Source organism: Paenibacillus sp. ALJ109b, from assembly GCF_010747435.1.
GTDB lineage: Bacteria > Bacillota > Bacilli > Paenibacillales > Paenibacillaceae > Paenibacillus > Paenibacillus taichungensis.
The window spans coordinates 34,310-48,511 of sequence record NZ_JAAIFP010000015.1; the positions used below are offsets into that span (position 1 = coordinate 34,310).

A 14,202-nucleotide genomic window follows, 5' to 3' on the forward strand; every position below is an offset into this window, starting at 1 on the left:
AAAGCGTTATACTGGACGGCGCTGCGATTGCATATGAAAGAACAGTTTTGCATGTGTGGGCGGACGCAGTCCGGGCAGCCGATCCCCCGACCACAACGTAGACAGCGAATGGAACGAATCCATGGAATTTGCTGCACACAACGCGGACAGATGCCGGGGTAAATCGGAGACAATATCGCTCGTGTACCACAGGTTAGACAAGTCGCTCCGGGTGGGGCGAGTAATCCATGCAGGCGATGGGTGAGTTGGTGCACGTGGTCTGTTATGCTGCTTAGCCAGTTCGACATTAGATTGTTGCCTCCCTCAGTATCTATTGGTGTGTTGGCGGGTGAAGGTAGCCTTTGCGTTTTGCGATGGTGTTCATCTTTTGGATTTGTGCTACCGCCTTTACCTGGGAACGCGTACGGCGGGATGATGCAAAGACGACTCTTCCTGCCGGATCATCCATAGATCGACCTGCTCTACCCGCCATCTGTACCAGAGAAGCTTCGTCAAAGAGGCCATTATCCGCATCCAAAATAAATACATCGCTGCGCGGAATGGTGACGCCCCGCTCCAAGATAGTGGTGGTCACGAGCAGACGTATGGTCCGTTCACGAAAAGCAATAACTTTGCTCGCCCGATCCGGATCTTGGGATGATGTTCCTTCGATATGGATTTGTGGAAACATGCGACGCATGAGATTTACAAATGCCTCAATCTGAGCGATCCGCGTCACAAAAACAAATACCTGAGCTTCCCGTAGCAAGGAGGTTTGAATACTCTTTTTTAGTGTTGCGGGCAGCTCCCGCTTCCGAATACACTCGGCGACGGTAGGCATTTTCAGTAAACGTGGTACGGGTAAAGGGTGGCGGTGGAAGCGGACCGGGACTTTGGCGTGAGTGAGTTTCCCTTGCGATGCTTCCCTCTGTAACCGAGCAGGTGGGGTAGCGGACAGATACACAAAATGGCCATCAGGCTTGCACGAGGATGCAGCCGCATGAGCGAGCATGGGATCATTATGGTAGGGAAATGCGTCAAGCTCGTCGATAATGACCAGATCGAATGCCTGGTAAAAACGCATCAGTTGGTGCGTGGTCGCGAGTGTGAGCTGTGCGTCTTTCCAGCGCTCGGTACTACCTCCGTATAGCGTAGCGAGCGAGATGTCGGGGAATGCCTTCGCCAAACGAGGGGCGAGCTCCAGCACGACATCCCGGCGCGGCGTAGCAACAAGCGCTCGTCCACCTCGCTCCAATATGTATTGGAGCAAAGGGAATATCATTTCCGTCTTGCCGGCCCCGGTCACGGCCCACAGCAAAAACCGCCCCGGCCCATCCCCTGCAGATGACTGGGCCAAAAACGCCAGCGCCGCGGCAGCTGCCGCGCTCTGCGCAGGGCTAAGTCCCCACCGGGCAAGTCCGCCCTCGGTGGGGGAAACGACCGTACCACGCAGCGATGCACCGCGTGGCACGGCCCCTGGCGCTGCGCTACGCAGCAGCAGCGCACAGGCACGGCTGCGCCCCAGCGCGAGGCAAGCCTCGCAGTAGGCGCACGCCGCCAGGCCGCAGGCAGCGCAGGGCACGCGCTGCCCGGCAAAGCTGCCGCATCGGCGGCAGCGGGGCGCGCTGTGCGCGCGACCAAGCCACGCGAGGCGTTGCCGCCGCGTGGCAGGCCCTTCCAGGGCGGCTGCTATGCTCAGCCGCCCACGCAAGTGCGCGAGCTGCGCAGCCGCGCGCCAAACCGAGGCAAGCTGCGGCGATGTGTCCGCCAGCAGCGCCTCTGCCTCGGCCTCCAGCAATTGGCGGCCGCGAAGCCGCTCAGCCAGCAGGGCCGCGCCCCGCTCCAGCTGAGCCCACTCCCCGGCGGGATACGACTCAGGCCTCCCGCCCACCTCCGCACCTCTTTCAGCAGTAATCCCCGCTTTGCCCGCCATCTCTCCACTAGCCTCCAGATCCCCGGAGGCCCGCTCGTACTTTTCCACTTTGAGCTGCACATACGTCTGCCAATGCTCCCCTCCCCACTGATCCATTCCTCGCTCCACCTCAAAATTCTCTACCATCCAAGATGCCTGACTTAAAGGCACCTCCCTGCCTAACAGCAACCATCGCAACACCCGCTGTCCGCTCACCCCCTCAAGCCACCACGCCACATCCACTCGGACATCCAGTGACAGCACCATCTTCCACTCTTCTCTCACTCGGCACACATACAACCCAACCTTCATCTGCTCTCCTCCCTCATTCTCCATGCCCCGAAACGCAAAAAAGCACATGCCAACCGACTATTCGTCGGAGCATGTGCTTCATGTCCATATCTAATTCCATTCAATATCCATTTGTATTATCACTATATCAATTGTGGAGTCGTCCCACAAGTCGTTTAGTTTCCAAAAGCAATTGTTACGATTATTTTACCCATTCAATGAGTAGCGATAATCTTTCTTTGATCATGCGAAACTTTTTCCAATCTGCATCGTCTATACTTTTAACTTAAGAGTTCTGATTTCAAAAAGATTCATGCTGCAATCCCCACAAGGCTCCAACAGGGACAATAACCATAGATTGCATAAAAACCCATATTTAATTTAACAGCAAGCTTGGCTACAATGACAAAAAAAGACTACAGCATAAGCTGTAATCTTTAACCTCGAACATGATGAAATTCTGCAAGCCGGTATGACTTCATTGAAAGTACATTCTGACTGATGACACGCTTTAGCCAGTCTGTCTCAGCAGCTTGCACGATTAATGGACCCACTGTTGCAAAAAAAAGCATCTACTGCTTTGGCTCACGCAAATCGATAAGGCGAATAGAACGATTCCCGGTCTGATTCCACTGTTCCATATCCGATGGGACAGCGGACAAGTAGGATAACTCCATTCCTTGCCTAAGCATAAGCTTTTCAATAATACGAACCGTTTCGGCTTCCGTACGATCAGCGACAACCGTCAATGTGAAGCTCTTTCCACGGTAAAATAATTCCCGGCAAAGCGCTCTTACAATGCCTTCAATCCGCTGCTCCTGATTGGAAGGAATGAGCATAATCTGCTCGTAGCCCTCGGGGTCCGGACGGGAAAGATGGCGCTGGTGCATGGCATGAACGGCCATTGCCGCCAGGAAGTATATGAGCAGAATCATAGTCAGATGAGCAACCATGGCAACTGCACCTCCTCGGAAGGTCATGCTCACCCATGGCGAACATCCCTGTATACAGCAGTATATGCTGCATTCCCCGAAGGGTTACACTTGCAAATCCTAAAGCGCATATTCCATTCTGATCGACACCGGACGAAGAAGACAGGCCAGGTCGTTCAATCATTCATGCCGAAGCTTGAACATAAGTTCTTCTAACTTCACACTTTGCTCATTTGCAGTGATAAAGTCCATTAACCCGCTAACCAGTCCAACACTCTGGAATGGGCGCGAGTAAACAGAATCCTATAATTGCTATAATCAAACTGCATCTAAATACAATCGTATATTAGAGGGTAACCCAACCATATTTGATCGAGTTGATAACCGCTTGTGTACGATCGTCCACTTCCATCTTCTGCAAAATACTGCTGACATGGTTTTTTACTGTTTTCTCACTGATGAACAGGAACTCACCAATCATTTTATTGCTCTTACCTTCAGCCATCAGACGCAATACTTCAGCCTCACGACGAGTAAGCGGATTATTGTCGCCAGCGACAAATTTAACGCCTGCTTCCTTCGAAGCTCCTTCGCTCATTGCCCCTGTCTCATTAAGGTACGTCATACGACGCAACTGCATGATCAGTTTGCCAGTTACTTTAGGGTGGATGAATGCATGCCCTTCATGAACAGAACGAATCGCATTGATCAGGGACTCGGCCTCCATATCTTTGAGCAGGTAGCCATTAGCACCTTTACGCAGCGTCTCGAACACATAACTCTCATCATCATGAATAGACAAGATAATGACTTTGACATCCGGGAACAGCTCACGCAATTTCTCCGTCGCTTCAACCCCGTTTTCCACAGGCATGTTGATGTCCATCAATACGATGTCCGGTTTATCCTGATTACAGAATTCGAGCACCTGAATCCCATCGCCGCATTCGCCGATGACCTCAATGTCGTCCTCCATATTTAAAATGCGTTTCAGACCTTCACGGAACAGCTGATGATCATCAGCCAAAAGAACTTTAATTGATGTCTTTCCAGTATCACGGTTTTCCATCTGCTACTCCTTTCCCTTATCCACGTTTGTCGGGATATGAATCACTATTTTGGTTCCTTGATTTTCCGCGGACTCGATCTCTATTCTTCCTTCTAACAGTTCAACCCGCTCTCTCATCCCAATCAGACCGAAGTGGGTATGATCCTTGCTCTTCTTCGCAAGAAGCTCCGGTTTGAACCCAAGCCCATTGTCCTGCACGACAATCTTAACGAGCTGAGCCTGGTATGTAATTTCCACTACAACATAAGTGGGATAAGCATGCTTCGCAGCATTGGACAGACCTTCCTGCACGAGGCGGTAAATCGCAGCCTCCATTGCCGAAGACAAACGGTGTTCCTTGCCTCTCGTTTCAAAAAGCGAGCGGATTTTTGTTTTTTCTTCAAAATCCTGCACGTACTTCCGAAGCGTTGGAATCAATCCCAGGTCATCCAGTGCCATAGGACGCAAATTGAAAATAACTTTTCTCATTTCTCCAAGACTCGAACGAACCTGGCCTTTCAAATCTACTATTTCGGCCTGGACCATCTTAAAATCCTGCTTTATGAGCATTCTTTCTACAATTTCCGTCCTAAGCACTAGATTTGCGAGCATCTGCGCAGGTCCGTCATGGATCTCACGGGCAATACGTTTCCGCTCTTCTTCCTGGGCCAAAATTATTTTCAAACCAATCATTTGTCGATTTTTGGCGGATTCAATGATGCGGGTCACTTGACCCAGCTCACCCGACAGATACTCCAGTACAACCCCCATCTGGGAACCGATCGTCTCGGCGCGCTCCACGGAAGCTTCCACATTTTTGGCACGCTTCTGCAGATCATCCCGACGGGCTTTCAGATACATTTCCTTCTCACGGTAAATCATCAGATCCAGCTGTAACTGCGTCGCTTTCTCATACGCCTGCTTGATATCATGCTCGGAATAACGGACGAAGTCACGGCTAACCTCAGTTAGCCGGATCCGGGAGCGGCGGTAGTTGAGCTCCAATTGATCTACTTTCTCGATCGTTTCCGCCGTCTCCTTCAGAACTGACTTCAATTCCTCGTTCAGCGTTTTTAGCTCATTCCGAGTCGAGTCCATAATCTCAAACATTTGATATTTACTGTTTTCCATGACTTGTATGGCGTTTTTTATGACGCGGTCTATGGCATCGGCTTGTAAATCCACGTTTGTTCGACTCCATTTCTATCGTTTCCGGTATATATCATACCATATCACGATGAGATGGTAACGGTCTTCGTGTTCTGTTCCCATTTTACAGTCAGTCCAAGCTGCTCCGAAACGAGTCTAAGAGGGACTAAAGTCCTACCACCAGATACGTAAGGTGCTACTGTTGCACTTTGTCTTTTGCCATTGATAATGAATTCTTTCTGGCCTACAACCAGATCAATTAGCTTGCCACCACGTACAACGGTAATCCGTTGATTTTTGCTATCCCAGCTCGCCTGCCCACCAAAAGCATCCAATACATGCTTGATTGGGACATATGTTGTACCATTTTTCAGTACTGGCGCAGCATCAATTGCCTTTTTCGTTCCGTTTACGGTCATGGATTTCTGTCCAAGCACTAATGAAGCAGTTCCTGTAGGCAAGCCCACTTCACTGGATTTGGATGGCATGGTGAAAGCAATATTGTCAAAAGCAACCGTACCCGTCTTCGCACGCTCATCCTGACCTTCTTCCACATTCACCACATAAACCCGTTTCAGCTTCGCCGGATAAGAAATATTCAGCCCATTCAGGTCCACATTCAGCTTTTTCCAACCATCCCAATCAATCGCCTTAGCGAGATCGGCATATACCGTTTTGCCACTGGCATCGGTAAATTCGGCACGCAGCCAGTTCAGACTCTTATCTCCCATAACATCCATCGACATGGAAGTCGCTGTTGCAGATACCTCTTTGCCAGTGGAACCATTCAATTGGGCATAAGCATACATTTTCCCTATTCCTGCGGTCATGTCATAGCTCAGCTGCAGCACCTTGGAGCCAGCTTTTTCACCTGTTCCCGCTGTCACAGAAGCCGATCCAGTTACACCTGATGCATTGGTCGTGAAGTTGATCGGGTAGCTTACATTCTCGAAGTTCTCCCATATTGTTTCACTTGCCGCAGCGGAGAGCACAACCACCGTGCTGTAGCCGTCATAACGACCGATTGCATAGCCAACTTGAGCGCCAGAGTTCACAGAGGAAACGGTTAATTGGTCTGCAACCACTTTACCTTTGAAACCGATAAACTCCCAAGTTAGCGAGTCCGCCGGAACTGTTACACTTTGTCCGTCTTTGGTCTTCGCCGTTACTGGAATGGAAATCGTTGTGCCCGCTTGGAGCGATCCCAAACCAGATCCGGCTGTCAGCGAAGCCAGTTCACTGCCACCCAGCACGGTAACTTTAATGGAAGATGAAGCACCATTACTTGTTGCAGTCAGCGTAGCTGTACCTGGTTTCACACCTTTGATCGTTCCATTGCTTACACTCACGATGCCGTTGTTGCTCGATTTCCATGTCATCTTGATATCGCCTGTCGCAATCGGGTTATAGTAAGTGTCATATCCTTTGGCTGTATACTTGCCCTCTTGCCCTACCAGCAACGTTTGACTGCCACTCACGGCAAAGCCCTTCAGCTTACCTTCTGGAGCCGTAGAGAACACGCCCAGCGTGTTTACGACCTGACGCTGCTCTGTACCGTACTCCGTGTTGAACGTAAGCCCTGCTGTCTCCTCGCCAAGCGGACGAGTTACCATTGTTGTGGAGCCGCCTCCGTCCAGATTCATGCCTTTCCATACACCAATGCTGGTCATGAAGGATTGCAGTTCAGTCAGCGACAAACCGCTGCTGTTACTGTTTTTCTCCGCTGCAATAATGTAGACATACCGACCATCTTGAGAGTAGCCAACTGCCGTTCTTGCGCGAATGCCACCGATGCCGGAAGCAGCAATATCGCGGGAAAAAGTAGCCGCCTTGCCCCCATTCACCAGAATGGTATGACCACCGATCATCATCTGCAGGTTGCTTGGATCAACGGTCTCCCCCGTCGTTTTGGCTTTCAACTTGTAATCTGCATTCAGCGTCTGCCCTACCGCCAGGTGAGTCATAATCCATGTCGCTGCCGTTCCGTGCGCACGCAAAATGTACCCATCCGCCGGCACCGTCATGTTTAACGCCTTTTTATCCGAAATTTGGGTGATTACACCGTTCTGCACAAGTACCTCGGTTGGTGTTGTGGAAGGATCATTCGGCCGCTTCGTTGACGTCCAAGCCGGTGTATAAATATACATCGAATTGGCGTGACTGTACTTCACCGAGCTCGATTCGACCGTGTAGTCCTCTTTATTTATCCCACGCAAAGCAAACGTTGAACCATCATCTGCCTTCACGGTGCCATCGAATGAATATTCATCAATCATCGGCTTGCCGTCCTTGGTTACGGTGAGGGCATACATCCCTGACAGTTCGGATGGAGTAGATACGAGGACCCCATCCGAGACCTGTCCACCGATAGGAGCAAGCTCACCGGATACATTGAAATAATCGCCATTTACGGCAGCTACTGCACCGTTTTCCTTGGCCATGGCACCCGTGCTTTGTTTACTGTTCAGGTTGCCACCCTTGCCTGTCATAACGTCCAGCTTCACATAGGGATTCTGCAAATCCACTTGAATGACGTCCGCCAATACGTTCACCTTTGAGCCGGAACGTGTTGTTGTATAGTTATATTTCATCAACTTCGCACCCGAAGTCAAAATTTCTTCACTCAGTTTGCTTGTCGTTGTAGATGCCGCGGCTGCTAACGATTGCCAGGAAGTGCCTGACCACACCTGCTGTCCCGCTCCCAGAACCGGAGCAATCCAGATGACACCTGCCAGTGTTACAATCGCCCATTTCTTCGCCTGATTACCCTTAACGTCGTTCAGCCGTTTCCCTTGTTTCCCCAGCATGTTTGAAACGTCTCTCCCATCTTGTATATCAATCTTAGATATCACGATCTCTGCCACGTGGCGTAGAAAGCGAGATTTCTAGTATACTCTTCTATTAATAGACTGCTTTTTGTGGAAAAAGTTACGCCCCAAGCCTATATTACCACTCATTGATTCTAAAATTTGGATTCCCCTATATATACACTCATGATGTCCTTTCATATTCAATACCTTTTCGCTCTTTGATGTAACATTAGATGTCACGTTTTTTTAAAAAAATCAAAGTATCTTCCAAAAACTTATTTTCCCTTCATATTCACAAAAAAGAAGCATATCAGATTTGTATCTGATATGCTTCTTTTTGAATAATAATAGCTTCGATTTTATTTTATAGATATCCGACTCTGTTAAGCATACGCTTTAACATGACTGCTGCCTGCGCCCTAGTTACATTCTCCAAGGGCTGGAATTCCGTTTTAGTCACCCCTTGTATAATTTCTGCCTGCACTGCCTTGGCAACAGAATCTTTGGATTTTATATTTTTTTTATCCTTGAATTTAGATAATGTATCTTTAGCTGATGATTGAAGAGCCGCTGGTTGCCCGGTATACTCCATCCCCCTGATCAACATGATTGCCATCTCTTCCCTGGTTATCAAGCTATTGGGCTTGAACTTATCACCCTCAACTCCCTTAATAATTCCAGCTTCAGCCGCAGCACCAATATATGAAATTGTTGTACTATTCCCATTAAGATCGCGGAAACGTTGGGCGGCTTCACGATTCCCTTTAAGGCCCAGTCCTTTGGCAATTAATTCAGCGAATTCTGCTCTGGTAATTTTCTTATCGGGTTTGTAAGCAGTAAGGTTGTCAGTACTAATGATCCATTTAGAGGCCAACTCTGTAATAGCATCACGCGCCCAGGGCTTTGCATCTGGAAAGCTGACCAGATGAGTTACAGGCGCTATGATCTGATTGCCGTTTAATTGGCCTCTGGCAATTATTCCACCTGTCGTGTTTCTGAATGTTGTTGGCACATAGGATAAAGTCTGTGTAGTCGGATCAACAGCAGTGAACCCGGATAAGGTTGTTGACGTGTTTCCAGGGAGTTGCATCCAAAACTGACTCTTGATGTTCTGTTCTACATTTTGCCCGGTATTGCCATTGTAAAGCTCAATATGAACTTCTGTTACATTGGCCAGTCGTTGAGCGTTGGAACTTGACAGCATGTACTCCAGCGTTCCTAACGAGAAAATAGGAAGAGCTTCTAACTGTACGTACAATATAGCAGTACCAGGAGCAGTCGTTATACCTGCACTTTGTCCCATAGCCACGACGTCTAGTTTGGAAAGAGGAACGATCCATACACTGTCACTATACTTAATTCCAATTGAACCCGACCGATAGTTTGCAGCCATCCGAGAGAGCGTATGAAACGGGATTCCAACAGAAGCCGTTGCCTCACTCTCTGGTACTTCAAACATTACAGGTTGATTTAATTTCCCGCTTGAATACGCATATTCAAATGCTTGAGCAAGTTTCGTCTCATCTATGGTAAACTGCCGCGTCGAACGGTTATTGCGTGAGATTGAGGTTTCGACAGAAGCCGTATCACGGCTCATTACGAACATCGCTTGCCCAAATCCGGATTCAGCTGCACTCCATTCGGTGATCCAGGAAGGACGTCCCTCCAATGGAATGGTAGTAGGAGTAGGGCTTGCACTTTGCTGCAACGTCAGTGGGCCAAATGCCCCTACTTCAGAATTAAGAGAGTCCCTAAGCGAAACTAAACCCGGGGCATAGCTAACTGTACCCGTCTGTCCAGCTGTTACCGGGCTTGGTAGTTTCAAGGTAACAACTGCGCCGGACACAGATGCCGAATTAACGAGTACTGTGTTGCCACCGATCTGTACATTGAACTGAGTAGGTGTTAATGCAGACTCTGTCTTCAAAGCATTACGGAAGTTGATCAGTATAGTATCTCCTTGTAACATACCGGACAAGATCGTTCCGTTCCCGTATGTATACGTCACGGGGGTCAAATTCAAGTACCCCGCTGGGTTACCGTTCAGATCCGTTAGACGGCTCGATCCAGGAACGTATGACAGGGTTACGGTCTGAGTGCTCGTAACCGATGAGGCGAGTGTTAGTGTGACCATATCATCCTCGATTTCCGAATCATTTACAAATACGGCTTTACCGTCCACCAGTACGGAATACTGACTTTTCAGTGGTTTGTTTGTGCGACTTAGCGGCTCGTTATAGCGAATCCACAGCTTATTGCCGCTGACTTCTGCACTTTGGAATTCAGGATTCTTCGTATCGAAGCTATTACGGACGTAAAACCCACTAAATCCGGCAAGAGCCTGACTACGGCTATCTTTCACAGCCCATTCGCCCGGCTGATAGGATACACGAACGACTTCACCATTCGTGATTGAACGACTTAAGTTCAGAGTGACAAGTGAGCTATTGTTGGTCGAGATGCTGCTTACACCCACTGCCGATCCATCTGCAGTCACGCTGAATTGTTTAAATGCTTCACTAGAATTAATATATACGGTCTCTGGATAATAGAGATTAATCGTATTATTATAGGCAGTACCTTCTCTTGGTTTGGACATAATCGATTCAAGACTGTTCTCCACATCTCTGGCAGAGAAAGCAGCGGCGGAATTCAGAGACAAATCCTGAATTTTGCGCGTTGATGATCCAGGCGAGTAAGCAATTCGTACCACTTGCCCTACAGCTACGCCTGTATCGAGAACAACGTAAACGCTATCTCCAGACACATAAGATGTGCTCACATTTCGTGATTCTCCGTTAACGGTAACAGTAAAACTTGAAGTAAAAGGATCAAGATTTGAGAGCAATTTATCATAAGTCAGACGAATAATGGTATTACTGTACATTCTGGATGTCTTGAGAACCGGAGCCGTTCGGTCAAGCGTTAATGTTCTGAATGTCCAAGAAGATGCACCGTTCAGCCCCATATACAGATTTCCTGATTTGTCCTGCAATACCCCTCCCGGAATGTCCACGATATAGCTGGTATTACTCGCTAAACTGTTAAGCGGAATGATTCGCAGCTGTCGGTGATTCGAACTGTTCACTGATGTTGTAGTTGCAATTACTGCACCACTGGCAGTTCTAAGCGTCACTGATCCCGGATAACGAGGATCCAGCTCTTTGCTGAACGTAACTATCAACTCTCCTGTCAGCGCCACCCCACTTGCTCCGTTAGATGGTGAAAGGGAAGATACCGTTAAGGAAGTAGGGTCAGATTGGAACACTTTAAAGTTCCATCCATCAAGCCCTGATCCAGCGACATCGTTTCCCTCCTTATCCCTTAAAGCACCTTGAGATATATGAACTGAGTATGTAGCATTATTGGAAAAACTTTTTAAAGGATCAATCGTGAGTGTACTTCCACTAATCACAACACGAGGTTGCGTTAATCTCATATCATATTTCTCAAATAACACACCGTCTTCGAAAATTTCGATATCTCCTACACCGACCTCAATAGGATTGCTATAAGTCACCCGTAAATTGGAATCACGCGCAACGGATACTGCACCGTTAGCTGGAGATAAGGAAAGCGCCTTTGTCGCACCTACTCCCTTGGTGTAGAACGACCAAGCCTCCTGGTTCAATCCATTAAAGGGCTCATTAGCTCCATATTCAAAAGATTTATCACCGATTCTAATTGCATAATGCCCACCTTTAAGAGATTCAGTCAACTGAAAAGTAATAGTCTTTCCTACGTCTGGAGTATCAGGTAAGTCAGGAATGAGGTTTACCTGAGAACTCACAGGGACCTCAGCGACAAGCTTTTCCTCCGGTAATCTGTATATGGATATGTTCTCTTGTGTTCCTGCAACTTTTCTAACTGGCTTCTTAAAAACAAGAATAAACGGTGATGTACTATCAGCATTGCTTACTCCTAATGCTGGTACAGACGACTCAATACCCAAACTTGTCAAATCATCTGCATACACTTTGTTTTCTTTCCAATCAAAACCACTATACCAACCTTGCGTAATCAACAACGCAATTAATAACCCGACGATCCCCTTACGGATCAATCCTTTTATACTCACCTTTCGTTCCTCCTCGTCCATATTCTTCTGTCTGAACAATGTGTAGACCTCTTTATGTACTTCGGTTAAAAGGAAATATTTGATTAGCAAATAGTTATAATATGTAAATTTTATTTCGTTTGCCTTAGTGAGAGAAAATACAAATATCTAAAGTAAAAAAGCCCCTGATTCCTTAGCGGAACCAAAGGGCTTTAAAGGGCATAAATAACTTACAGACCGGCTTGCTCTTTCAAAATATCTGCTTTGTCCACTTGTTCCCAAGGTACATCCAGATCTGTACGGCCGAAGTGACCGTAAGCAGCCGTTTGTTTGTAGATTGGACGACGCAGATCCAGCATGCGGATGATGCCAGCTGGACGAAGATCGAAGTTGTTACGTACAAGTTCAACCAATTTCTCTTCGCTGACTTTACCTGTGCCGTATGTATCCACGTTGATCGATACGGGGTTGGCTACACCAATCGCGTAAGCGAGCTGGATTTCCACTTTGTCTGCAAGACCAGCAGCAACGAGGTTTTTCGCTACATAACGAGCCGCATAAGCAGCGGAACGGTCTACTTTTGTCGGATCTTTACCGGAGAACGCGCCACCACCGTGACGTGCATAACCGCCGTAAGTATCCACGATGATTTTACGTCCAGTCAGGCCTGCATCTCCTTGAGGTCCGCCGATAACGAAACGTCCTGTTGGATTGATGAAATATTTAGTCTGCTCGTCCAGCAATTCAGCTGGAACAACAGGCAAGATTACATGTTCTTTGATGTCTTTTTGAATTTGCTCCAACGTAGTCTCTTCAGCATGCTGAGTGGAAACTACAATCGTATCGACACGAACCGGCTTGTCCCCATCGTATTCAATCGTTACTTGAGTTTTACCATCCGGACGAAGATATTCCAATGTACCGTTTTTACGCACTTCTGCCAAACGGCGAGCGATACGGTGGGATAATGCAATTGGCAAAGGCATGAGTTCAGGTGTTTCGTTGGTTGCAAAACCAAACATCAGACCTTGGTCACCAGCACCAATGTTCTCTGTTTCACGAGCCATTTGTTCCGGGTCGCGGTTCTCCAGAGCTGCGTTAACGCCTTGTGCGATGTCAGCAGATTGCTCGTTCAGAGAAGTCAGAACTGCACAAGTATTATAATCGAAACCGTATTTGGCACGTGTGTACCCGATTTCCTTAACCGTATTACGAACGATGGACGGAATGTCCACGTATTCAGAAGCTGAACTAATCTCACCGATGACAAGCACAAGGCCTGTAGCTACGGAAACTTCGCACGCTACACGAGCGTTTGGATCATTCGCCAGGAACGCGTCCAACACGGCGTCCGAGATCTGGTCGCAAATTTTATCCGGATGTCCTTCAGTTACAGACTCCGATGTGAATAGATGTCGGCCTTTAATAGACATTGAAGTTTCAACCTCCCATAACCAGTAGTATGGCGATTGCCCGAACAAAACATTTACGGTGATTCGTTCACTGTACCCTCGAAAGCTTTCCGGGCGGAATAAGGACGCAGGGTCCGCAGTTACGAAGATAAGGATTTTTCAGGTAATGGCCTCAACAAAAAATCAACCTTTCCCTAGTGGAAAAGGCTGCGTACCTCAAATGCCATCTTAACGTATTTGTCAAGAGGTGTCAAACAAATGGAGATAAGAATAATACCCTATAAGTGCTGCTCTGCCTGGCGAATCAGCCTTTTTGTAATCTCTCCACCGACTGATCCATTCTCACGGGAAGTCAGATGTCCCCAGCCTTCATACTGGCCATAGGAGTGATCACTCACTTCGCCCAATTCAGATCCAAATTCGGTATCTGCACCAGCAAGGCCTCTGCCACCATATCCCACATTCAGCCCAAATTCAGCAGCAATCTCATACTTCATCTGATCCAGCATTTGACGACTTTCCGGCACCACTTTGCGGTTGCTTCTAGCCATGATTCCTGCACCTCCGATTATTGGTTGTGTACAGTTATAGAGTGAGCAGGAACAAGGCTGG

Annotated in this window: 9 protein-coding genes; all 9 read right to left on the reverse strand. The window is 48.0% G+C overall.

Annotated elements, in window-relative coordinates:
* Positions 1 to 6: 6 nt before the first annotated feature.
* The 9 genes from G3352_RS30905 to G3352_RS16300 all read right to left on the reverse strand — a co-directional run bounded on the left by G3352_RS30905 (position 7) and on the right by G3352_RS16300 (position 14,141).
* Positions 7 to 201 carry a hypothetical protein gene (locus G3352_RS30905; RefSeq protein ID WP_205524899.1) on the reverse strand — a complete coding sequence of 65 codons (195 nt, stop codon included), beginning with the start codon at positions 199 to 201 and terminating at the stop codon, positions 7 to 9.
* Between the two features lie 109 nt (positions 202 to 310).
* Complete coding sequence (locus G3352_RS16265) at positions 311 to 2,203, reverse strand: helicase-related protein (protein ID WP_163758030.1); 1,893 nt, start codon at positions 2,201 to 2,203, stop codon at positions 311 to 313.
* Positions 2,204 to 2,754: 551 nt separating this feature from the next.
* A complete protein-coding gene (locus tag G3352_RS16270) occupies positions 2,755 to 3,135 on the reverse strand; it encodes a hypothetical protein (RefSeq protein ID WP_205524900.1) in 381 nt (126 codons plus the stop codon).
* Positions 3,136 to 3,460: 325 nt separating this feature from the next.
* On the reverse strand, positions 3,461 to 4,183 hold the full coding sequence (locus G3352_RS16275; RefSeq protein ID WP_063567747.1) for a response regulator transcription factor: 723 nt from the start codon (positions 4,181 to 4,183) through the stop codon (positions 3,461 to 3,463).
* 3 nt (positions 4,184 to 4,186) lie between these two features.
* Positions 4,187 to 5,347: a sensor histidine kinase gene (locus G3352_RS16280; RefSeq protein ID WP_024631628.1), complete on the reverse strand. Its 1,161-nt coding sequence runs from the start codon at positions 5,345 to 5,347 to the stop codon at positions 4,187 to 4,189.
* A gap of 47 nt (positions 5,348 to 5,394) precedes the next feature.
* A complete protein-coding gene (locus tag G3352_RS16285; protein WP_163758034.1) occupies positions 5,395 to 8,118 on the reverse strand; it encodes a stalk domain-containing protein in 2,724 nt (907 codons plus the stop codon).
* Positions 8,119 to 8,485: 367 nt separating this feature from the next.
* Positions 8,486 to 12,199, reverse strand: coding sequence for a SwmB domain-containing protein (locus tag G3352_RS16290; RefSeq protein ID WP_163758036.1), 3,714 nt, complete (start codon positions 12,197 to 12,199; stop codon positions 8,486 to 8,488).
* Positions 12,200 to 12,408: 209 nt separating this feature from the next.
* Positions 12,409 to 13,611 carry a methionine adenosyltransferase gene (metK, locus tag G3352_RS16295; RefSeq protein ID WP_062321756.1) on the reverse strand — a complete coding sequence of 401 codons (1,203 nt, stop codon included), beginning with the start codon at positions 13,609 to 13,611 and terminating at the stop codon, positions 12,409 to 12,411.
* A gap of 257 nt (positions 13,612 to 13,868) precedes the next feature.
* Positions 13,869 to 14,141 carry an alpha/beta-type small acid-soluble spore protein gene (locus G3352_RS16300; RefSeq protein ID WP_163758038.1) on the reverse strand — a complete coding sequence of 91 codons (273 nt, stop codon included), beginning with the start codon at positions 14,139 to 14,141 and terminating at the stop codon, positions 13,869 to 13,871.
* Positions 14,142 to 14,202: the final 61 nt, after the last annotated feature.